Below are 22,476 nucleotides of genomic sequence, written 5' to 3'. Positions count from 1 at the left end.
GTATCAGCTGGAGGTTTAATCAACAATAATATCAATATATTTCCAAATATTTGAAACAAACTTCTCAACAGTATTTTTATTGTCAGTCCTAATAACAATTGTTCCAATTGTTTCATTTGCACCTAAAAATTGTTTAATGTATTCTCCATTCTTAACCCAAACATCAACTTCTATAACATACTTTTCCAAATTAGGACTAATTTCAATTTTACGAAATATACCTTCTTTATTACTGTGTAAAATAATCTCACCCCAATATTCATTTACGGAAGGTAATTGCATAAAATCAACTTTCTCACCTATGGCAGCTTTAACAGAATTCTCAATTAAATCAACATTCGTTATGTATTTTATCATCTCAGCTAGACGATTACCTCCCCCTCTGGGAGAAACCTCCATAATATATGGTTTATCATCTTTCCCAACTCTTGCTTCAATATTATAAATTGAAGTCCTCATTTTCAGCAATTTGAGTAATCGTTGAATTTCAGATGAGAGGTTCTTTTTATGTCTATCAGCCATATTAGATGGCCATGTAAATCCAGCAGGAGTATATGGGTTAGCAGAGTTTTTATCAAAATACTGATTGGATAGAGTAAAGAACGTTAGCTCACCATTTATTGAAAAACTTTCTGAATCGGAAGCAAAACCCTTTTGTTCAATATATTCTTCAATAATAAATTGTTTTGATTGTGAATGAGATATTGCATTTTGAATCTTTTCCCTCAGTTCGGAATAATTCTCAACTTTACCTACTCCTTTACTTCCCGCCGAATCTACTGGTTTGACAATAACAGGCCAGGAAAACTTTTCTATATCAACTATAGCTTCATCTAAATGTATATAGCCTTTTGCCTTTGGCACATTAAAATTGTTTTTCTCTAGGAAATCTCTAAAAAGTGCTTTGTCTTGTAGAATTTTAACCGACTCATAAGGGCCAGGCTTAGGAAGGTTTAATTTTTCAGCAACATAAGCAGCTGTCACAACCCCAGGGTCAACTGCAAAAGACATAATACCATCGACGTCTAATTCTTTAGCAAGCTTTAATACCTCGTCTTTATCAATAATACTTACATTTTGGTATTCATTAGAATATTTGTGAGCTATATTTCCAGGTACATTATCACATGTTATGACATATAGTCCCATTTCTTGTGCGATATTAATAACTGGTATCAAATATCTTAAGCCCCCGAGTAAGAGTAATTTCTTCATATATTTATTTGATCATGTTTTGTTTTCCCATGGAAATTCTTTTCTAATAGGTTGCTTTTCCAAGAATTTACAGAATTCCATATAACTATTATGCTTTTTAAGGTTTATTATTAATAGCTTTTGAGGTTTATTTTTAAAATATTCTTTTACATCATTATTATATTTATTTCAACTTAAAAAACCACCTGCTTTGCTGGTGGTAATGTACTGTTGGCTATGCCTGAATTCTGTTTTAATAATCTATGCATTATTAATGTTCTATTTTGCTTATAATTTTGAAAAGATAATATTCTTCACTACCCCCTTTGGGGGTTTTTCAAAGCCACCTTCTTCGAAGGTGTGATTTTTACTATAAAATTCCATCAATAGCTTTTTATCATAGGGATTATCTTCTGGTATATTAAAAAGCTGTTGGTTCACAACCCATTGTCGGCCTTTTGTCTAATTTATAGCGCTTTTTAAATCTTCTTTTGTTGGAATTTTCCCGTCTCTTCCCCAAAGTTTAGAATGGAATCTTGTTATTGATCGGTACCATTCTTCCGCATCATCCCGAATTGTTAAAATGAATTTACTATTGGGAAAAACATGATTTAAAATAATATAAGTATACGGAAATGAAAATGGGGAATCTTGAAAAGCCTGCGCAAATTTACAATATTTGATAATAGGTCTAAAGTCTCGTTTTAACCAATCATTCAATAGTTTTTTAGCTTCTGTTTCATTACCAACTATGTAACCTAATTCTTCAAGGGCCTCTTTTACTGAAGTCGTACCTGTTTTATTTAAACCAATGCAAAATATTTTCTGTTTATTCTTAACTTTAATACGATAATACGATTTTGAGAGATATTTGTAAATATTTAATGAAAAAGGAAATTTCATAAATATTTTTCCCCCTATTGTTTTAATAAAATTATTCATTTGTATAGAGATTTAAAATTCAAAAGAAAACTCATTAGATGTTCTTTATTTAAAAAATAATTTAATAATAAATATATTCCCGATAGAAGAAAAATATTAACCACAAATTCAATTTCTTGTGTCTCAATTTGTATAGCTAATAATCCACCTACTATAATAAGAACTAAACCAAAAACTATATATTTTAATATAAGAAGGAACTGTTCTTTTATGCCAAAAGATATCAAATTTCCCATTGCAATTCCTTTAAGAATAAATATTACAATTCGAAGCACAATCTCTCCAATAATTATATATGAAACGCCTAAGGGATACATTAAAAAGACATTTATTATTCGAAGAGTAAATGTGACTAACGAATAGTAGAAGTTTAGTTTTGACTTACCTAGTCCCCAGAGCGCATTGGAAGAAACGGCATTAATAGGATAAAGTATTCCAACGATACAAAGCAATCTCAAATAAGGCAACATTGGTAGCCATTTCTCCGTTAAAAAAATAATAATAAAAGGCTTTGAAACTATCATTAAAATAATCATAACTGGAAGAATTATAAAAAGCAAATTTTCCATATATTGCTTTGTAGCTTTTTTTAACTTTTTAGTATCATTCTGGAATCTACTAAATACCGGAAAAGCCACAGAACCAATTGCAGATGTTATATTTTCTGATGAGGCATTTTCAAATCTTTTTGCATTAGTGTAAAACCCTACTTGAGCCGCAGGATAAAATTTGCCAATTATTATTTGGTATAAATTGTCAAAAAACCTACCTAATACTGTCTGAAACAAAATCCAAGAACCAAATGAAAACATGGATTTCAAGGAAGTAAGACTAAAACTGTTTAATTTTATTTTATCAGTAAAAATCCATAGAGCTATTGCCACAAAAGAGGCGTTAATAATTCTTTGAATAACCAAGCTCCAAACACCCATATTTGAATACGCAGCAATTACGGCACTAATACCTGAAACAATAAATGCGGATGTAAATATTTTTGTTCTTTTCTTAAAGTCAACATTTTTGGCAAGTTTGGCTTCCTGAACTATGCTTAATGAACGTATGATAATAAAAAGCCCCATTACCTTAATTATCAAAATTAATTGGGGTTCATTATAGAATGAAGCAATCAGAGGAGCGGTTGTGTACAATAACAAATAAAAAATTAAGGATGAAAAAAAGTTAAAATAAAACATAGTACTTGCATCTATGTCTGTTGCCTCCTTCTTTTGGACGTATGCTTGTCTGAAACCACCTTCAATAAATATTTCGCCAACTGCAAAAAAAACGGTTATCATTCCAATCAATCCAAAATCATCAGGGGTTAATAGTCTCGCGAGTATAATTCCGATAATTACTTGGGAAATTTGATTGCCAAATTTCTCAACTAATGACCAGAAGATACCCGTTAAGGCTTTTTGTTTAAGTCCTGAATTCATGTTAATTTTTAAAATCCCGGATTATGGTAGTTATTTTTTTTACCAGATCATTATCCAAACCTGGATAAACGGGCAGGCATATCACTTTTTTGGTCATTTCTTCTGCAACCGGAAGGTTTTCGGGCTTGGCAGATTCTAATCCTCGGTAGGTAGGAAATTGACTAATGAGCGGATAGAAATAGCGCCGTCCAAAAATGTAATTTTCTTTTAAATGGTTGTAAAGGTCATCTCTGGTTTTGCCATATTTTTCTGCATCAACAAAAATTGGGAAATAGGATATACTGTTATATTTTATTTCATTAGGTTCTTTAATTAAATCTATACCGTTCACATCTTCTAGGTTTTTTCGGTACGTATGGGCTATTAATTGCCGTTGTTCGATGTTGAACTGATGTTTTTTGAGTTGTAATAGTCCTAAAGCAGCCTGCATCTCATTCATTTTTGAGTTAATGCCAGGTGCCATGACCTTTGTTTCGCCTGCAAAGCCAAAGTTTTTCAAGTAATCGATACGTTGTTTAGTCTTATCATCATGGCAAATAATAGCTCCCCTTCCATGGTATTGAAAGGTTTAGTTGCATGAAAACTCAGGGTGGATAAATCTCCCCAGTTTAGAATGCTCTGACCTTTATATCTATTCCCAAAAGCATGCGCAGCATCGTAAATTACTTTTAGTCCGTAAATATCAGCAATTTCCTGTATACGCTCCACATTGCAAGGGTTGCCATACACATGCACAGGCATTATGGCGGTAGTTTGTGGAGTAATGGCTTCTTCTATACTTTCCGGGTCAATATTGCCATATTCTGGTTCTATATCCACAAAAACGGGTTTAATACCATTCCACCAGAGGCTGTGTGTTGTAGCCACAAAGCTGTAAGGAGTGGTTATTACTTCGCCCGTAATTCGCAAGACTTGCAATGCGGTAACCAAAGCTAAAGTTCCGTTAGCAAAAAGTGCAACATGCTTCACACCCAAATATTTTGCCATTTCGTTTTCTAGTTGCTTGTGAAACGGGCCATTGTTGGTGAGTATCTTATTTTCCCATATTTCTTCTAAATATGGGATGAAATCATCTAAGGATGGCAATGCAGGTTGCGTAACGTAGATAGGGTTTACTTTCTTTTTCATATCTTAATAATTCTTTGCACGCATTCAAAGTATCTTCCTTTAAGCCTTTTGTATCTGAATAATATTTTTTATCCATTCAACGTTATCAGCTATTTCTTCCAAATAAGCAATTTAAAAGCTGATTCAGTTTTTGGATGGCCTGAACGAATTTAATTACTGTAGTTATTTTTGAAGTACCTCAAATCCTTATGGTAAATCTTTGACAAATCCTAAATTATATTTTTAAAAACTCTACTGGACAGACACCCAATAAAATTGATCAAAGAATTTTTCCAATATTCCGAGGTGTAAAGCTTATTGAGTATTTGCATTTCATGAAGGTTGATATTATAATATCTCAGATGGATCCCACCTCACCTGAGGTATTATTTTCTTCAACATTTCCCGAACTGTTGCTTTAATATCAGCATTGGTGTTGTCTACTACCATAAAGGGCTGATTCGGTATCTCGAAAGGAGCGGAAATACCGGTAAAGTTCTTGATTTCGCCGGTGCGGGCTTTTTTGTATAATCCTTTGGGATCGCGTTGCTCACAGACTTCCAACGGGGTGTCGATAAATACTTCCAAGAAGTCGTCTTCGCCGATGATCTCGCGGGCCAAAGCACGCATTTCGTTGGTGGGGGAGATAAAGGCGCAAATAAGGATAATGCCGCAGTTCATAAAAAGTTTGCTTACTTCAGCAATTCGCCTGATGTTCTCGATACGGTCTTCCTCGGTAAAACGCAGGTTACGATTAATACCGGAGCGCACGTTGTCGCCATCAAGGATTTGGCAGAAGTAGTTAAGTTCAAAGAGTCGTTTTTCAAGGGCACTGGCCAAGGTGGTTTTTCCAGAGCCAGAGAGCCCTGTCATCCAAATCACCTTGCCTTTTTGTTTTAGGTAGACCTCTTTGGCGTCTCTTCCTTTTATCTGTTCAAATGTTGTGTAGATATGGTTTGTCATTGTTGTGTTTTTTCGTTTATGTATGTTCGCTTTTTGTTTTGGTGCCAGATGTATGGTGCAGGATGCAAGATACTTGCAACTCGTGACTCAAAGTTTAGAGGTAATGCCCAGTAAACTGCTACATTTTGGATTTGTGCCGCTTTCTACAATCACTAATCATCATTCATAAAAAGAATTTATTGATTACAATTGTCGTCAGTTTCTACTGGGAAAGGAGCTTCCTGTAAATCCTTTTTCTTTTTTCTAAAGCTAAATATAGGTTTGTAAATGTGTTTACCATCCTTAATAACACCAAAGTTGGAGTGATACCATGCTCTTTCATGTAAGTAGTACAGGACTATCTTGATCAGTACGTCGGCAGCTCCAATAGCCATTCCAAAATCAAGGCTTCCGGTTACGATCCATCCAATTATGAATGTTGTGATAGAGGCCATAATCCGCCAGGTTATGGCTTTGGCCAGGTGTCTTCTAGGTAGTACAGACATGGTTTATAAAGTATAAGTTAAAAGTTGGAAATCAATTTTCTGCCGGGGAGATGTTACCCCTTAGTCTGAGTCTCTCCGCCAGAGTACTCCTCCTAATGGTGGAGAAGGTTTTTTTCCCAATTCATTAATAAGTACACGGATTCGTGGTATTTAGTGACGTGGCGATCTTATGACTGCCCTGCTTACTTCACAATAAAATAAGGATTCAACAGATTCTTCTTATTATACTTCAGTTCTCCACTTAGGTCTGTCAACCAGAGTTTCTTCCCGGCTGCATTAGCAATGGCATGCCCTGCTGCAGTGTCCCATTCCATCGTCGGGCCAAAGCGCGGGTATTGATGAGCAGAGCCTTCGGCTACCAGACAGATCTTTAGTGAGCTTCCTTTGGATATGATCTCAATCTGCGAATGTTCTTTTTTAAGTTTATTGATATAATCTTCTGTCTCAGTGCTCATGTGTGAGCGGCTGCCTACCACTTTTAATACTTCGGTGATTAGTGGTGCGGGGAGTTGTTGTCCTTCAGATTTTAGCTGTACCAAATCTGAATGTTCTTTTGCATCCTCCAGTTTCCAAACACCTTCTTCCAATGAACCAAAATAAAGGGTGCCGCTAACCGGAACAAAGATGACTCCCATAACCGGTTTATTGTTTTTTACTAACGCAATGTTTACAGTGAATTCGCCATTCTTTTTAATAAACTCTTTGGTGCCATCCAGCGGATCGATTAGCCAGAAGGTGTCCCATTGTTTTCGCTCGCTGTAAGCTATGGTTTTTCCTTCTTCTGAAAGAATTGGCATACCGGTATCTTTTAAAGTGGCTTCAATTACATTATGACTGGCTTTATCGGCAATGGTCAAAGGTGAATTGTCGACTTTTTTCTCCACTGAAAGATCAGTATTCGGATTGTTGTAAATCTTTAGTATTTCTTCGCCGGCTTTTATTGCGGCTTGTATTGCTGTATCTATGATTGTCATTCAAAAATTGATAATTTGTAAAATTGAAAAATAGTAAGCTACGTGCGCTGAGACTGTGAGACTTTGAGCACTGAGAACAATGACTCGTAATTTGGAACGCGTAGCTGTTAGCTAGTGCCTTGTAACTTGTTGTTTATTGTATTCGCTTTTTTAGTAGTTGTTTAGGTATTTGTTCGCTCTTCGACTCCCGTCGTTGTTGTCGGGACAGGTTCGCTTAGGTTGACTATTCTGGATGATGTTCGTTCCATTGTTTTTTAACAGTTCCCAAAAACTCCTTACCAAATATCCAACCGATGGCCGTTACCACTCCAAGAAAAGTAAAGATAATTAACGTCATTGCCCCACTTGTATCATCCTCCAGCGGCACGGTAACCGGCTTCAGCACTGAAAACACAGGCGTATCTTCTTTTACCTGTATTTGTGCCTGCTCGAGTTGTTGTGCCAGTTGCGAGTAGACTTCAAAAGCCAGCTGGTATTCGTTTTGCAGCTGTTCTTCCTGGGTACGTGCCAGGGCGGAGGTAACGTTTTTATTGCGGTCGCGGAAGCGGGCGAGTGTGGCCTGTGCTTCTTCAAAAGCTTTCTTTTTTTCGTTATAACGCTCCTCAATAAATTCGAGTTGGTTTTTTGCTTTTTCTATTTTAAACTCGGTGATGGTATTTTGCAGCAAAGCCTGTGCTTTTTTGGTGAGCTGTGCTGCCAGTTCTGGGTCGAGTGTAGTAGCCGAAAGGGTGAGGTAGCCGTCTTTATCGTTCACTTCGAGGTTTACGGTGTTATCGAGTTGTTTACGGATTTTTTCCTGCTCTTTGGTGAGGGAGATATAGTCGTTGCTTGACTGGTCACTGGCTAATTGTTGATTATCGTCGTTTCCGGATTCAGCTATCACACCGGGTAGTCCGATGGTGTATTTTTTTAGTAGTCCAAGCGCTCCGGGCTTTTTTACCTCGTTAAAATAGGTGTAAAAAGTAAGTGGCTGGTCTTGCTCCGGGAATTGAAACGGGGTGTTCATCAATTCGAGCTGAAAAGGCACACTTTTTACGATTTGCGGGTAAACCATGGGGAGAGTTGCCCGCTGTTGTTTGTCATGTCGCCGAGGTTAAAACCTGCCATTGCCGCCAGCGAGGAGAGTCCCCCATTTTTGATGAGCCATCGGAAACCTGGGGTACCAGGGTGGTGGAGGCGGTGTATTCTTTTGGGGTTAGAAGGGCTACGGCTACTCCCAGTGCCATAAATACGACTACCGTTATTAGTATGAATTTCCGGCTTTCCCAGAGGGTTTTGGCTAAGGCGATCAGATCGATTTCATCGTCTTGCATAGGAGCCTGGTTGTTTTTTGTATCGTTTGTCATAATTTATTATTCTGAGTTAATAGGGTCCCGATGTCCGTCAGCTGACGGATCGGGATTAATTCCACTAAAAACATTCAGTTCGTAAACTCCTGAATGTTTAGTGTCATTGAATTTTATATTTCTTCGGTCATTGTATTTTGTTTAGTATATCAAATCTGTATGTCCTGCCGGACGGGCTTTCATCTTTGTCTTGAAACAAAGACGAAACAGAAAGTTCAAGGCTCCTTTTGCTCTTTGCACTTCATCTTTACAAAACCTAAGTTCGGTCGGGTGATCTTCGAACAAGTTCTCAGCTTCCCGATCTCTCTAAGGTTTTGTTTTGATTCAGCACTCGACCAAAAGAGGCCGGTCTTCCGATGCTTTTCAAGATCGGGATTAGCTCCACTTGAACCTTTCAGTGCGCTACGCTTCTGAAAGTTTAGTGTCGCTGAACTGAAAGAGTCTTTTAGATGATGTATATTTTATATTCCATTATTAATCATTTATCGATAGTTCCTGTGCGGTGACCCCTTTAGGGAATTAAAGGGTGGCGCTGGCTATGAGGTCGATTTCATCGTCTTGCATAGGAGCCTGGTTGTTTTTTGTATCGTCTGTCATAATTTATTATTCTGAGTTAATAGGGTCCCGATGTCCGTCAGCTGACGGATCGGGATTAATTCCACTAAAAACATTCAGTTCGTAAACTCCTGAAAGTTTAGTGTCATTGAATTTTATATTTCTTCGGTCATTATTTTAGGTATTTTCTTGTTTCGTAATCAAGGAGTGAGGCTGCCACGCCTGCGGCTCGCAGACTCGTGCGATAAAGTATGTGGAATAATGCTTTGCATTAAAATCTTTGATTTTATTCCACATGGTAAAGTATTTTTTGTAAAAAAGTGATGAGGCTGCTTCGTCGCTCGTACCTCCCGAAGTTTGATTCGGGATTAGTTCCTCTTTCGCCTTTTGGTTCACTTCGTTTCCCAAAAGGCGAGAGTCACTGAATCGCAGAGTCGTATTAAAAAGTTTGTTTTGGAATAGCGATATCCGGGCACTTAATATTCTATGGTGTAAGATTCCGCGAGGGAGGGACGACCGTGGCGGTCTTTTGCCCACTTGCACCTACATTATTTCGAAACATTTATAACGGTAGCAATGGCTACAGCCATTGACGACATTGTGGAGGCTATGGCCAGCCATAAGCCTTGCGGACGTTCTTTCTCCGGTTTTTCGGGTACCACTACCACACTGCCCGGTGTTACTTTTGGGTAACGTCTGAAAATAAATCCTTTGGTAACGGCTGTTTCGCCATTGGGGTATTGTACGTAGGTTTTTTTCTTATTGGCCTGTGCCTGGAATCCTCCGGTGCGTTCAACGTAATATCTGGCATTACGTCCGGATTCGAAAGTAATGGAGAAGGGATTTTGTACGCTTCCAATAATTTTAACGGTTTGCATAAATTCCGGGATATTGAGCCGGTCGCTGTTTTTTAATAACAGGTCTTTGTCGCTGCGTGGAGTGTTAAGAATATTTTGCAGGTTAATGGCTACCTGTTCGGCACCCAGTTCTTCCGAGAACCGTTCGAGTGTGGCCCCCTGGAGGTAGGCTTTCGGGGTTGTTCCTCCGGCCATTTGTACCAGGTCGGAAATGCGCATTTGTTTGTTGGTAATGGCATAAGCTCCGGCGTAGGTCACTTCGCCCGAGATAAAGACGGTTTCGTTTTGCTTAAAGTTGGGGGCAGTACGCACTGATACCTGATCCCAGGGCTGTAATTTCATTTCAGCATCGTTTTTCCCGAATTGTAATCCGCGTGAGATATTGGCAATAATCACATGTCCGATGGTATCGGAAAGAACAGTAGCATCGTTGTAGCTCAAACGGCGGGCAATTTCAATAAAAGTACTGTCGGCGCCTTCGGTCAATCCTCCTGCCAGAAAGATGGCGTCGCCAAGTGTCATGCCTTTCGACCAGTTGAATGGCCCGGGTTCAAGCACTTCTCCGTTAACGGTTATATAAGGTTGTTCTTTTAAATCGAAATGTGTTTTGATGAGTACTTCATCATCGGGTTGCAGCAGGATGTTTTGTTTTCCGCTGTTTATATCTTCCACATCAAAAGCGATGGCAGAGGTTGTACGGTCGCTGTTGTACCGGGTTATCAATCCCCGGCCTTTAAATGCTTCGGGCAGCAGTTTGTCGGCTTTTTCAATTAGCTGAGCCAGTGATAGTCCTTCGGTCCATTCGTATTCTCCCGGATGATAAACAGCGCCTTCTATGCTTACCCTGTTTTCGAAGCGGTCGGTTATCAGCGTGTTTTGAATGGTATCGCCCTTTACCAAGGGGGTGGTGCCAAGTTGTTCGTAAGGAACATCGATGATCTGTTGTCCCTGTTGTGTTTTGCGTACAATCTGTGTATTTCCTAAAAAGGCTCCGGCGTTAAATCCTCCGGCAAAGCGCACCAGGTCGTTTAGCATTTCGCCTTCTTTTATTTCGAAAATGCCATTGCGTTTAAATTCGCCGTTTACCACTACCTGTTTTTCTGCCGGAGGGACAATTACGATATCGCCGTCTTTTAAGGTGATATTGTCAGACGGATCGGCATTTATCAGTAAGTTATAAATGTCGATTACCTTTTCGATTTTGTTGTTGCGGATGACCTTTATGTTTCGGAACGAGCCAATTTCATTAGGCCCTCCGGAAAGGTACAGACCATTAAAAACGGTGGCTGTAACAGGCAGGGTATAGGTTCCGGGAGTAACGACTTCTCCCAGCATATTTACACGGATGGAACGCAGCTGTCCCATGTCTAACTGGGCAAAGGTACCGGGATTGTCGGCTCCCATATCAGCATAGATTGCGGTAAGGTTTTTTACAATTTTCTTTTCAGCCTCGTCGAATGATAGTCCGGCCACATAAACCGGTCCCAGGTCGGGGATTACGATCTGCCCATTGTTATTTACCCTTAGCTGATAGGTGTTTTGCGAGTTTCCCCAGATTTGAATAAGCAGCTGATCGCCAAAGCCAATCTCGTAATTTTTTGGTGTTTGTATGTTTACCTGTGGTTCAAAAGTCAGGTTTTCGTTGTTAAACAGGTAAGCTCCAAATACTTCCAGATCCGTCCTTAATTCAGCTTTTCTTTGAGAAAGGTAAGTGTCTTCTTGTTCTTCGGGCAGCGTTTCCGGCTCTTCATACAGGTTGTACATGTTTTGTTTTGACGTGTCTTGCTCCTGTAGTCGTTTGCGCATATCACTGATTTGTTGCTCAGTGGCACCACGCTGGCGGGCGAGTTGTATGGCTTCTTCTTCTGATAAACCCGCATCACTCATGGCTTTTTGGGCTTTGTCGATTTCGGATTGTGACAATGATTTAACGTCAACATTCTTTACATCCTGCGTCTGTGCCTGTGCAGCCAGCAGCATTGCCAGGCAAAAGAATACCGTTAACATTGTTTGTAATAAGTGCTTCATATTTTTAATAGTAAAGATTTTATACTGAATACTTTGCTGTTGGTTTATAATTACTCACCCTGATTGAAACTTTGTTAAAATCGTCCCTGCCTGACGACAGGCAGGCCTCTCTTTGAAAAGAGAGGGAGTGAGGGTGAGTTTAATACCTATCGTTCTGATTTATCATTAAAATGGTACAATTCGAATATCGTTCTGTTTAATATGAACGAATCTAGAATATTTTCCTGTTGGGGGTGATATATTGTTCCCTAAGTCCGAAGTCGGGAGTCGGGAGTCGGAAGAAATACATTCATAGGATTGTATCTCTACTTCGGTCTTCTGTCTCCGGTCTTCTGTCCTCTTTTCTTATTCCCTCGACCAGATGTGTAAGGCATTTTGTTTTTCGAGGTAATCGGTTTTTTCCTTTTCCGAAAGAACAAGGTAGCGTATTTTTTTATTGACCAGTTTTTCAGCTTTCGACACCAGTGCAACAACGAAGCGGGTATCGATGTCATCGCCCACCAGTAGCAGGTCGATAATACTTGATTCTTTGCCAATGGCCAGATCGCCGACAAGATAGGCTTCGTTCAAATCACCGACATTTTTCAGGATCTTATCGATAACCGTATCCAGCCCCACCGTTTTTTGCAAGATGCTGTTGATCTCAGTGTAAAGCGGGTGATTGCCGTTGGCGCGGAAATATTTTCTGTTCCCGTTGAAATTGGATACCAGTAAATCTGCTTTTTCCAGCCGGTTTAACTCAACACGAATTGCATTTGATGATTCACCAAACTCATGCTCAAGGTTTCTGAGGTAACTGGTTGTTTCCTTATTCAGAAAAAACTTGAGTAAAAGTTTTAGCCTGGTTTTGTTAGTAATTAAAGATTCTAACATGCGGGTTATTAATAAGTTAAATGTTGTCGTGTGTGCTAAAAGATTGGGTTGTTATTCGGAGTTGGATACTGCTTCGCCTCCTCAGTTACATTTAGAATGAATGAGTAGGTAGCTAAAATTAGAATTGAGTAACAAATGTACTCGTTTTGTAGAAATGTCAAATAGTTTTTACCACAAATTTGAGAAAATGACCATTTGTTAAGTAAAATTTATTGGAATGTGTTGAATTGAAAGAGTGAAGGACTGTGGGTAGTGAGCACTGCGCTTTGAGAGGATGAGCGATGAGACTGTGAGATGGTGAGATTGGGACTGTGAGCGCTGAGATGGTGAGACTGTGAGATGGTGAGACGATGAGATGGTGGGATGGTGAGATTGAGACTGTGAGACTGTGAGCACTAAGACGCTGAGATGATTGATGAGGGTTGGAAGATGGGAGTCCGAAGTTGAAGGAAGTGTACTTGCGGGGGGCAGATAGCTTGAAATTTGGGGCTTAAGGCTTGTGACTTTGTCCTCTGTGCTACTGATATCTGCTCAGAGAGGCTCTAAGGTAATGTGAGTTTTATTTTCAAGTTAATGGTTAAAACCCTGCAATTTATTGCAGCTACTTTAGTTTCTATAAACTTTTGTTTTTGACCGAAGACCGAAGTTCTTAAAGAATTGAATTTTTTTCTACCGTCTTCGGACTTCTGTCTTCCGTCCAATATATATTCATCGAATTTCATTCGAGTCTTAAACCTATGTATTTCAAATGCATAGTGGTTTAGTTGACATTGTATACGGAGAGAGATTGTGGATGTTGTTGGCTCAGATCACTGTTTCGGGTACGACACTCAGGTAGCTGGCAGGAATTTCTACCAAAAACGAGGTCTCAATTTGTTCGATACGCAGGGCAATTTTATTTTTTCCGCGTGATTCGATCAGTTCGCCTTTTAGTCCGACCATCGGTCCTTCAATAATTTCCACCAACTTGCCGGGTTCGAAGTTTTCACGCGTAACATGAACATCAAAATCAAATTGTAGAAGCAGGGTGCGTAAGGCATCGATTTCTGCCTGGCTGACAATAGCGGCTTTGCGTTCGAAAGTGATGTAACACACCACATTATCGAGTTGTAAAACCTTGTCGTATTCCTTACGCGTGATGTTTACAAAACAATAACCGGAAATGAGCGGTGTTTCTACCCATTTTTTGCGGTCTTTCCATTGGCGCAACTTTTTTTGCAGGGGAAGAAAACACTCAATGCCATTCGCGTTAAGTTCCTGAACGACTTTTTTTTCAGCGCGGGACCTGGTGTATACTACGTGCCAGTGTTTTTGAGTTTGTAAACTAATCATTAGTCTGTTTCTGTAATTTGGATTTGTAGGGGACAAAAATAGGAATTACTTCGATAAAATGAAGAGGATGGGGTGAAAAGTTGAAAGTGTGTGAGTGAGTGGGAAAGAGATGGTGAGACGGTGAGCACTGGGAAGTTGAGACGATGAGATGGTGAGAAATGAGATTGAGAAGATGAGCACTGAGATTGTGAGATGGTGAGACGGGATTGATTAAGATCGGAACCTGGAGCTTGAGACTGTGAGACAGTGGGACTTTGAGACGGTGAGAATGTGAGAATTTGAGAAGCGGGAAAGGCTTTGCGTCGTGGCGTCTTTGCGAGAGATTTGGGATTGAGCGTTGGGATGTTGAGACTTTGAGCACTGAGATTGTTAGACGATGAGACTTTGAGCACTGAGATTGTGAGCACTGAGATTGTTAGATTGAAGGATTGAAGGAGATGAGATTTTCTGTGTTCTGTTGTGTGTCTTAAAACCCGAAGCTCGTTACCAGTGGCTTTCTGCTTATCAAAAGGTATAAACCAGCGCAAGTCCTTTCTGTCGACCTGTTTTAAAGGGAAAGATATCGAGGTTTTTCAGGTGTTCACGATCCCATTTGTATTGATGGGTAAGGTAGATAAGTTCGGTGGAGATCATTCCAATTCCCGCACCAACCAGCACATCGGAAGCCCAGTGCCCGCCTTTGGATACACGCATGACTGCTGTCGTTGTTGCACATGCATAAGCGCCTACGCTGTACCAGAGGCTTTGCTCTCCATATTCGCGGTGCATCCATTGTGCAGCAGCAAACACGATGGAGGTATGTCCCGATGGCATGGAGCCCGAATCGCCCGTTGGACGCTCTACATCCAGGGTGCTTTTTAGCCCTTTGGTAATTAGGGTGGTTAATAGCATACTTTTTCCCAGGAGGGCAGTTTGGTTACCTACATTATTTTTTCCTTTTATCCCCAATACATTTAAGGAGTAAACCGCAACAATGGGGGCAAAACGTAAATAATCATCCACATCGCCTGTATAATTAAAATGATTCCAGCGCCACTCGTTGATATCGTATTTCCAGTCGGAAAAGTGGAGAACCGTTCCCCCGGCAATCAGAAGCGACGGGGCGACAAAGGGTTTAATGCCTCGTTTTTTGTCGACATATTTAAAATCGATGCGGTGAATGGAATCGTTGTGGAAAGCGAAGTTTGGAGTTGTCTCGGTAGTCAGCAGAGAAATCCCTTTCGGGTAATTTTTGTTGGAGGCCATCCCATGTATTGAGAGTAATAGCATTGCTGCCACCAGAATAGTTGTAATGAATATTGAATGATTTTTCACGGGGCAAAAATAGAAAAAAGATTGAGTGATGGGTAATGAGACTGTGAGACTTTGAGCACTGAGATGGTGAGACGGTGAGACTTTGAGATGAGAAGAGAGCAGAGAGATGGTTAGAAGATGGGACTTGAGCACTGAGATGGTGAGACTAGGAGATTGTCAGACATTGATGCAAGATTAAAAAGACTAATAAAACCCAGGGCGACGTAATTCTCTGAATTACCCTGCCCTGGGCTGAAATATGAAGCACTTTCAGCGCTAATTTTTGTTTATAAAGAAAACTTTCAAGCATCTTTTAGGGGGATTGTAGGGCTGAAAGTCCGAAATAATTTAGCCCCGGGCAGAACGAACCGCCAGCTGGCGGAGAGTGGCACCCGGGGTTTATGACCATTAGAAAACGGCGCAACTGCTGCAGTAAATTAATATAGAAAACTACTATGCGCCGAATTCCAACAGGTGTTTTTAGTTAATATTTGTGTATAAAGGGTAGGGCAAGGAGGGGAGGAACGCGTTTGCAGCGGTGGGGGCTAATTTCTGGTATTGGCAAATTGTTAGGAATGCCTATTGGTTTAAAGATGCTGAAATAAATTCAGCATGACGTAACGAAGTTATACCAAATTAACCATGATATGCCGCATATAAATCGATTCTTTTTCGCTTCTGCTTCGTTGAAAAATTGTTCCGTAGCTATGGCTATGCAAAAATTTTCCGCCTCGCATAAACAAAAAATAATCTTCTATCCAATACGGCATCCCAAAGTTAAATTGGTATTACACCGGTGACTTAATGCTAGTGGCTCGCGGCTAGTAGCTACTTGAGAATCATTAGTGTCTGGTAAAACTTTAAGATTGTTTCGCGATGCTCGCAATGATGCACTATTCACGGTTTTTAGAAGGGAAGGGGTTGGTTGGCGGCATCGCCGCCAACCAACCCCTTCCCACAAAGCTAACTCATTGAAAATATAGTCATTGCGAACGCAGTGAAGCAATCTGTTTGTCGGTAATTATTTCTAAACGGACAACAGTGCTTGAAAACAAAAAAAGCACTACCTCCAAAAACTGAAGATAATGCTTTTAAAATCTATGGTAATTTTGCTTAAGCCAGTGTGGCAACCATTACAGCTTTAATGGTGTGCATCCGGTTCTCGGCTTCGTCGAATACCAGTGATGCCTCGCTTTCGAATACCTCTTCGGTGACTTCCATGGCTTCCAATCCAAATTTTTGATAGATCTGCTCACCAATTTTGGTGTTGCGGTTATGGAAGGCCGGCAAACAATGCAGGAATTTAACATCGGGGTTTGCGGTAAGTTCCATCGCTTGCTTATTTACCTGGTAAGGAAGCAAGAGTTTTATTCGTTCCTGCCATACTTCGTCGGGCTCACCCATCGATACCCATACGTCGGTATACAGAAAATCGCAGTCTATTACTGCGGTGGCTACGTCTTCGGTAACCGTAATCTTGCCGCCGGTTTGAGCAGCTATTTCACGGCATTCTGCTTGTAATTCCTCTGCCGGCTGACAAGCCTTTGGTGCAGCTGCCCTGAAATCCATTCCCAGTTTGGCGGCACCTACCATTAAGGAATTTCCCATGTTGTTACGGGCATCGCCCAGATAACAGAATTTTATTTCCGATAGCGGTTTGTTGCTGTGTTCCTGCATGGTTAAGAAGTCGGCCAGAATTTGCGTAGGATGAAACTCATTGGTTAATCCGTTCCAAACGGGAACGCCGGCAAATTCTCCCAGTTCTTCAACAATGTCCTGCGCGAAACCGCGGTATTCAATTCCATCATACATTCTTCCCAGTACGCGGGCTGTATCTTTCATGGTTTCTTTCTGTCCGATTTGCGAACCGGATGGCCCCAGGTAAGTAACTGTTGCCCCCTGATCGTAAGCTGCTACTTCAAAAGCGCATCGGGTGCGGGTGGAAGCTTTTTCAAAAATCAATGCAATGTTCTTTCCGGAAAGTGAAGGTTGTTCTGTGCCTTCATTTTTGGCTCTTTTTAAACTCGCCGCAAGGTCAAGCAGATGATTTATTTCTTCAGGAGTAAAATCAAGAAGTTTCAGGAAGTTTTTATTTTTTAAATTGTTGGTCATCGTATTTTGTATTTAATTAGTCACTGGTTATTAGTCAATTTCAAATCAATCTTTCACTCAATCTTTTTCTCACAGTCTCCAAGTCTCTTACTTTCCAAATCTCGTCCTCTCACCGTCTCTTCGTCTCACAGTCTCACCATCTCAGTGCTCACCGTCTCCTCGTTTCGGTGCTCATTTCTCTCCGTCTCAATACTCCATCGTTATCTTCGATCCGTAACTTTTGTCCGCCAGTTTTGTGGCTTCGGTAATTATACTTGTGCTCCCGCCATTTTTTATAAAGTTGAGGCAGGCTTTAATTTTGGGCTCCATACTTCCTTCAGCAAATGTACCATTTTCAAGATGTTTTTTGGTGTCGGAATAATTTAGAAATTCGAGTTTCTCCTGCGTTTCCTCGCCAAAGTCTTTGTAAATAAAAGGCACATCGGTAAGGATATACAATTCATCTGCATGAATGTTGGTTGCCAACATGCCCGAAGCCATGTCTTTATCGATTACGGCATCTAGTGTGCGCATGTCGTTGTTCTCGTCAAAATAAACCGGAATGCCTCCGCCTCCTGCTGCAATTACAATATTGCCGCTTTCAAGCAGTTGGCTGATGATTTCTTTATTGACAATATCAATGGGAGAGGGCGAGGGCACAACCCTGCGGTAGCCATCTTTGCTTTTTGATGTCGTTTTAAAAACCCAGTCTTTTTTTTCCGCCAATTTATCAGCTTCTGTTTTGCTGTAAACTTTCCCGATTCGTTTCGATGGATTTTGAAAAGCGGGATCATTGGCATCGATCTCAACAAGTGTGACCATTGAAATGACATTTTTATCGATGCCGTGCTTGTTAAGCACGTTGCGCATCATCCGCTCTATCATAAAACCAATGCCGCCCTGCGAATCGGCCACGCAAATATTCAAGGGCATGGGGGAAATTCCGTAAAGTTGTTCGCCGGCGTCGTTACGCATTAATATGTTGCCAACCTGTGGTCCGTTGCCATGTGTCAGCACCAGTTCGTAACAATCGCGAAGTAAAGGCACCAGGTTTTCAAGTGTGTCGGTTACATTTTTTTCCTGCTGAACGATGGTTCCGTCTTCGTTACCCCGCAGAATGGCGTTTCCGCCCAAAGCAACAACAGCTCGTTTCTTCATTAGTAGAGTTAGTTAATGACTTGACAAAGGATCAAGTGCGTAACAAACATAGAAAAACGAGGCATAAAAAAAATGTGTTAGGACTTGGTTTTGTGTTAATTATGCTATTTAAAAACAGCTTTTTTGCATTGATTTATTAATTCAGAAAACAGGTGGAGTGTTTACTTGCTAACTGCAAGAAAACGGCATTAATTTGCTAATAGTTTTTTCTTGAAGTGATTGCAGGAATTAGCAAGCAGGCATAACTTCTACCTAACCTGAAAAATTCGAGAAATTTTTCACACGAAGTGTTGACGATTGAAAATCTGCACGATACATGCTTTCAAAAAATATATTTATGATTTTCAATGTCAAGGTTAGCCCTGACAAATAATTGTATCTCAATTATTTCGTCAGCCCTGCGGGTAATTAATTCATTTTTATGAATTAATCAGGCTAAGTTTTTTTAATTAAATTTGCGGGCAATTTAACCGGCATTATTCTGTTTTAAGAGGATAATGTTCCTGTTTTGCGTTAAAGTCGATTTTGTTGAATGATTTTTAGGATCTCAAAAATTGAAATGAAACTTAATCGTTATATTGGAAACTTGTTGTGAATAAAAATTCAGATTAAAAATATCTCCATGGCATTTAGAGCGAAGAAAAAGCCAGCAAAATCGAAAAATAAACGTACCCAAAAAAAGCGTACATCCCCGTTTAAGAGCGAGAAAGTATTTTTCCTGTTCGGGTTGTTCGTGCTTTTGGTGGCAGCCTATCTGCTTATTTCCTTTGTATCGTTTTTGTTTTATGGTGCAGCCGATCAAAGTATTATGGATTCGGGCTGGCGGGAATTCCTTTTTAATACCGAGGTGAAAGCCCAAAATAAGGGCATGAAACTGGGAGCTTATTTGTCGGAAGTTATTATGAATCGCGGATTTGGACTCGCTTCGTTCATCTTTGTTTATTTGATGGCCATAACCGGTCTGCGAATATTGGGCAGAAAAACCGGAAATTATCTAAAAAGTGTTTTATATAGTATTATCTGCATCGTTTGGTTTTCAGTAGCACTGGGTTTATTCTTTAATAAAACCGATGCCGGATCGGCCATTTACTGGGGCGGCCATTATGGATTTATTCTTAGCAACTGGCTGCGATCGTTAATTGGTATTGTCGGACTTGTTTTTCTGTTGTTTATCTCCGGACTGGCGATTGTGGTTGTGCGTTTCGATGGTGTTTTTGCCATGTTGAAAGCGCTGTTGAAAAGAAAACCTAAAGAGTCGGGGCAGGATGATGCGGATATTGATGCGGACGACACAAGTAACGAAAACGTAGAGGGCGAAGAGGCGATAACAAAAGTAATTGACGATGACGATGATGTGGTGAAAGCCATTTTTGAATCGGACGATGAGGATGATCTGCCACTGGAAAAACCAGAGGTAGAATCGGACGATATTGAAGTGGCTAAACCGGAAGAGGAAAGTGATGACGATATTGAAGTGATTCCGGTAAAAAAAGAAGATGACCTGGATTTAACGGTGGCACCAAAGCATGAGGAAGAAGAGTCGGACGGCAAAAAGACGGAGGAACTGGAAGATTATGATCCAACGCTGGATTTGGCCAGTTACAAGTTCCCGACACTCGATCAACTGGAAGATCATAAGTTTGGCAATGCCGAAGTGAGAAATGAAGAACTGGTAGCCAATAAAAATAAAATTGTTGAAACGCTGCGTCATTATAAGATTGAGATCACAAAGATCAGGGCAACAATCGGCCCAACAATTACACTTTACGAAATTGTACCGGCACCGGGAGTACGCATTTCAAAAATTAAAAACCTGGAAGATGATATTGCATTAAGTCTGGCAGCTTTGGGAATTCGTATTATAGCACCAATTCCGGGGCGCGGAACCATCGGTATTGAAGTGCCGAACCAGAATCCTGAAACCGTGTCGATGCACTCGATAATCCGTTCGAAAAAGTTTCAGGAGACTAAAGCTGAATTGCCTGTTGCCTTGGGAAAAACCATTTCGAACGAGACTTTTATATTCGATCTGGTAAAAATGCCGCACATCCTTGTTGCCGGTGCTACCGGACAGGGTAAATCGGTAGGTATAAATGTGATCATTACCTCGTTGCTGTATAAAAAACACCCGTCGCAGCTGAAATTTGTTTTTATCGATCCCAAAAAAGTTGAGCTGAATATTTATTCGGTGCTGGAAAAACATTACCTGGCAAAACTGCCCGATGCCGAAGAACCGGTGATTACCGATATTCAGAAAGTAAAAAATACGCTGAATTCGATTAATGTGGAAATGGATGCCCGCTATGATCTGTTGAAAGCTGCTCAGGCACGTAACATTAAAGAGTACAATAAAAAATTCATCTCGCGCCGACTGAATCCGGAAAAAGGACACCGTTTTATGCCTTATATTGTGGTGATTATTGATGAGTTTGCCGACCTGATTATGACTGCCGGTAAAGAGATTGAATTGCCAATTGCACGAATTGCACAGCTGGCAAGGGCGGTGGGAATTCATATGATTATTGCCACACAGCGCCCCTCAACCAATATTATTACGGGGGTGATCAAGGCTAACTTCCCGGCGCGAATTGCGTTTAAAGTTGCTTCAATGATCGACTCGCGAACTATTCTCGATTCGCCGGGAGCAAACCAGCTAATCGGGCGCGGAGATATGTTGATTTCTCAGGGTAGTGAAATGACCCGTGTGCAATGTGCTTTTGTCGACACGCCAGAGGTGGAAAAGATCGTTGAATTTATTAGTGAGCAAAGAGGATATCCAACGGCATTTTTGTTGCCCGAATATGCAGGTGACGAGGAGCCCGGGCCGGGAGAGGTGGACTTGCGTAACCGCGATGAATTGTTTGATGACGCTGCGCGCATAGTGGTAATGAACCAAATGGGATCGACTTCAATGATTCAACGGAAATTCTCGATCGGTTATAACCGTGCAGGTCGTTTAATGGATCAGCTGGAAGCTGCCGGAATTGTAGGACCAAGCGAGGGAAGCAAAGCACGACAGGTGTTATTGCAGGATGAATATAGTTTGGAACAGTTATTGAATAGCTTGTAGAGATAATTTTTTGAGGGTGATACGGGACTGAGATTTATACATTGGGGAGAAAAATCGTTACGTTTTCATTTTCTGATAGAAGAAATAGTACAATAGTAAAAGAATGAAGAGAATAGTATTGATGGTTGCACTGGCTATGGTGGCAACATTAGGATGGTCGCAAGACGATGCGAAAGCAAAAAAAATTCTGGATGAACTTAGCGCCAAAACAAAAGATATTGCTTCAATGTCGGCTAATTTTGTTTTTTCCATGGTGAACGATGAAATGGATATCAACGAAACCAATTCGGGTACCATAAAAGTTAAAGGTCAGAAGTATTGTGTGCAACTGCCCAACCTGGGAGCAGAAGTTTTTTCGGATGGAGAGACCATTTGGAATTATATGGAAGATGGAAACCAGGTGACCGTATCAAATATAGATGATGGCAGCGACTTGATGGATCCTTCATCCTTGTTTAGTATTTACGAACGTGGTTTTAAGTCTGAATTTGTTGACGAAAAAACAGAAGATGGAAAAACCCTGTATTACATCAATCTTTATCCCGATTCGGATACCTATGATGTAACTAAAATAGAAGTGGTGATTGATAAGGCCGAGATGATGATCCATTCCGCAACATTGCACAGTACCGATGGAAATTTGTACGGAATACTGGTAAAAGAAATGGATACGAATGTCGGTTTTGACGACTCGGAGTTTGTTTTCGATGTATCACAACACGATGATGTAGAGGTAATCGATTTCCGATAGGCTAACTATTAGCATAAAAAA

Annotated in this window: 16 protein-coding genes and 1 pseudogene; 2 read left to right on the top strand and 15 right to left on the bottom strand. The window is 40.4% G+C overall.

Going from position 1 to position 22,476, the window contains the following annotated elements:
- Window positions 1-15: 15 nt before the first annotated feature.
- The 15 genes and pseudogenes from G0Q07_RS12670 to G0Q07_RS12600 form a co-directional block, all read right to left on the bottom strand.
- The gene (locus tag G0Q07_RS12670) at window positions 16-1,215 is read right to left on the bottom strand and encodes an ATP-grasp domain-containing protein (RefSeq protein WP_163346490.1); all 1,200 of its coding nucleotides are present in this window, start codon (window positions 1,213-1,215) and stop codon (window positions 16-18) included.
- A gap of 441 nt (window positions 1,216-1,656) precedes the next feature.
- Window positions 1,657-2,136: a sulfotransferase gene (locus tag G0Q07_RS12665; RefSeq protein WP_163346487.1), complete on the bottom strand. Its 480-nt coding sequence runs from the start codon at window positions 2,134-2,136 to the stop codon at window positions 1,657-1,659.
- Entirely contained in the window at window positions 2,133-3,572 is a 1,440-nt protein-coding gene (locus G0Q07_RS12660; protein ID WP_163346485.1) for a lipopolysaccharide biosynthesis protein, read from the bottom strand. Before G0Q07_RS12660 ends, G0Q07_RS12665 begins: the two co-directional genes overlap by 4 nt.
- Before the next feature lies 1 nt (window position 3,573).
- Window positions 3,574-4,700: pseudogene (locus G0Q07_RS12655) on the bottom strand (DegT/DnrJ/EryC1/StrS family aminotransferase).
- Window positions 4,701-5,027: 327 nt separating this feature from the next.
- Complete coding sequence (cysC, locus tag G0Q07_RS12650) at window positions 5,028-5,642, bottom strand: adenylyl-sulfate kinase (RefSeq protein ID WP_163346483.1); 615 nt, start codon at window positions 5,640-5,642, stop codon at window positions 5,028-5,030.
- Between the two features lie 176 nt (window positions 5,643-5,818).
- Window positions 5,819-6,127: a DUF2061 domain-containing protein gene (locus tag G0Q07_RS12645; protein WP_163346480.1), complete on the bottom strand. Its 309-nt coding sequence runs from the start codon at window positions 6,125-6,127 to the stop codon at window positions 5,819-5,821.
- A 182-nt stretch (window positions 6,128-6,309) separates the two neighbouring features.
- Window positions 6,310-7,101 carry a 3'(2'),5'-bisphosphate nucleotidase CysQ gene (cysQ, locus tag G0Q07_RS12640; protein WP_163346478.1) on the bottom strand — a complete coding sequence of 264 codons (792 nt, stop codon included), beginning with the start codon at window positions 7,099-7,101 and terminating at the stop codon, window positions 6,310-6,312.
- A 223-nt stretch (window positions 7,102-7,324) separates the two neighbouring features.
- Window positions 7,325-8,155 (bottom strand): exopolysaccharide biosynthesis protein, encoded by an 831-nt coding sequence (locus G0Q07_RS12635; protein ID WP_163346469.1) that lies wholly within the window; start codon window positions 8,153-8,155, stop codon window positions 7,325-7,327.
- A 25-nt stretch (window positions 8,156-8,180) separates the two neighbouring features.
- Window positions 8,181-8,447: a Wzz/FepE/Etk N-terminal domain-containing protein gene (locus tag G0Q07_RS12630; RefSeq protein ID WP_163346467.1), complete on the bottom strand. Its 267-nt coding sequence runs from the start codon at window positions 8,445-8,447 to the stop codon at window positions 8,181-8,183.
- A gap of 1,103 nt (window positions 8,448-9,550) precedes the next feature.
- Window positions 9,551-11,887, bottom strand: coding sequence for an SLBB domain-containing protein (locus tag G0Q07_RS12625; RefSeq protein ID WP_163346465.1), 2,337 nt, complete (start codon window positions 11,885-11,887; stop codon window positions 9,551-9,553).
- 345 nt (window positions 11,888-12,232) lie between these two features.
- Window positions 12,233-12,760: an ArsR family transcriptional regulator gene (locus tag G0Q07_RS12620; RefSeq protein ID WP_163346463.1), complete on the bottom strand. Its 528-nt coding sequence runs from the start codon at window positions 12,758-12,760 to the stop codon at window positions 12,233-12,235.
- A gap of 804 nt (window positions 12,761-13,564) precedes the next feature.
- Window positions 13,565-14,092, bottom strand: a complete 528-nt coding sequence (locus G0Q07_RS12615) for a UpxY family transcription antiterminator (RefSeq protein ID WP_163346460.1) — start codon at window positions 14,090-14,092, stop codon at window positions 13,565-13,567.
- Between the two features lie 504 nt (window positions 14,093-14,596).
- Window positions 14,597-15,406, bottom strand: coding sequence for a phosphatase PAP2 family protein (locus G0Q07_RS12610; protein ID WP_163346458.1), 810 nt, complete (start codon window positions 15,404-15,406; stop codon window positions 14,597-14,599).
- 1,092 nt (window positions 15,407-16,498) lie between these two features.
- The gene (gene argF, locus G0Q07_RS12605) at window positions 16,499-17,497 is read right to left on the bottom strand and encodes an ornithine carbamoyltransferase (RefSeq protein WP_163346457.1); all 999 of its coding nucleotides are present in this window, start codon (window positions 17,495-17,497) and stop codon (window positions 16,499-16,501) included.
- Between the two features lie 186 nt (window positions 17,498-17,683).
- Entirely contained in the window at window positions 17,684-18,634 is a 951-nt protein-coding gene (locus G0Q07_RS12600) for a carbamate kinase (protein ID WP_163346454.1), read from the bottom strand.
- Window positions 18,635-19,256: 622 nt separating this feature from the next.
- Here G0Q07_RS12600 and G0Q07_RS12595 point away from each other — a divergent pair.
- Window positions 19,257-21,704: an FtsK/SpoIIIE family DNA translocase gene (locus tag G0Q07_RS12595; RefSeq protein WP_163346452.1), complete on the top strand. Its 2,448-nt coding sequence runs from the start codon at window positions 19,257-19,259 to the stop codon at window positions 21,702-21,704.
- Between the two features lie 103 nt (window positions 21,705-21,807).
- Entirely contained in the window at window positions 21,808-22,455 is a 648-nt protein-coding gene (locus G0Q07_RS12590; protein ID WP_163346450.1) for a LolA family protein, read from the top strand.
- The last annotated feature ends 21 nt before the right edge of the window (window positions 22,456-22,476 follow it).

The organism is Draconibacterium halophilum (genome assembly GCF_010448835.1).
Classification (GTDB): domain Bacteria; phylum Bacteroidota; class Bacteroidia; order Bacteroidales; family Prolixibacteraceae; genus Draconibacterium; species Draconibacterium halophilum.
The sequence above is the reverse complement of the archived record's forward strand: the minus strand, read 5'-3'. Positions and strand labels throughout refer to the sequence as shown.

Bases quoted from the DNA above. Each gene is read 5' to 3' on its own strand.
- G0Q07_RS12660 (WP_163346485.1), bottom strand. From the start codon at position 3,572: ATGAATTCAGGACTTAAACAAAAAGCCTTAACGGGTATCTTCTGGTCA.
- cysC (WP_163346483.1), bottom strand. From the start codon at position 5,642: ATGACAAACCATATCTACACAACATTTGAACAGATAAAAGGAAGAGAC.
- G0Q07_RS12620 (WP_163346463.1), bottom strand. From the start codon at position 12,760: ATGTTAGAATCTTTAATTACTAACAAAACCAGGCTAAAACTTTTACTC.
- G0Q07_RS12635 (WP_163346469.1), bottom strand. From the start codon at position 8,155: ATGGTTTACCCGCAAATCGTAAAAAGTGTGCCTTTTCAGCTCGAATTG.
- argF (WP_163346457.1), bottom strand. From the start codon at position 17,497: ATGACCAACAATTTAAAAAATAAAAACTTCCTGAAACTTCTTGATTTT.
- G0Q07_RS12645 (WP_163346480.1), bottom strand. From the start codon at position 6,127: ATGTCTGTACTACCTAGAAGACACCTGGCCAAAGCCATAACCTGGCGG.
- G0Q07_RS12590 (WP_163346450.1), top strand. From the start codon at position 21,808: ATGAAGAGAATAGTATTGATGGTTGCACTGGCTATGGTGGCAACATTA.
- G0Q07_RS12665 (WP_163346487.1), bottom strand. From the start codon at position 2,136: ATGAATAATTTTATTAAAACAATAGGGGGAAAAATATTTATGAAATTT.
- G0Q07_RS12600 (WP_163346454.1), bottom strand. From the start codon at position 18,634: ATGAAGAAACGAGCTGTTGTTGCTTTGGGCGGAAACGCCATTCTGCGG.
- cysQ (WP_163346478.1), bottom strand. From the start codon at position 7,101: ATGACAATCATAGATACAGCAATACAAGCCGCAATAAAAGCCGGCGAA.
- G0Q07_RS12625 (WP_163346465.1), bottom strand. From the start codon at position 11,887: ATGAAGCACTTATTACAAACAATGTTAACGGTATTCTTTTGCCTGGCA.
- G0Q07_RS12615 (WP_163346460.1), bottom strand. From the start codon at position 14,092: ATGATTAGTTTACAAACTCAAAAACACTGGCACGTAGTATACACCAGG.
- G0Q07_RS12630 (WP_163346467.1), bottom strand. From the start codon at position 8,447: ATGACAAACGATACAAAAAACAACCAGGCTCCTATGCAAGACGATGAA.
- G0Q07_RS12595 (WP_163346452.1), top strand. From the start codon at position 19,257: ATGGCATTTAGAGCGAAGAAAAAGCCAGCAAAATCGAAAAATAAACGT.
- G0Q07_RS12670 (WP_163346490.1), bottom strand. From the start codon at position 1,215: ATGAAGAAATTACTCTTACTCGGGGGCTTAAGATATTTGATACCAGTT.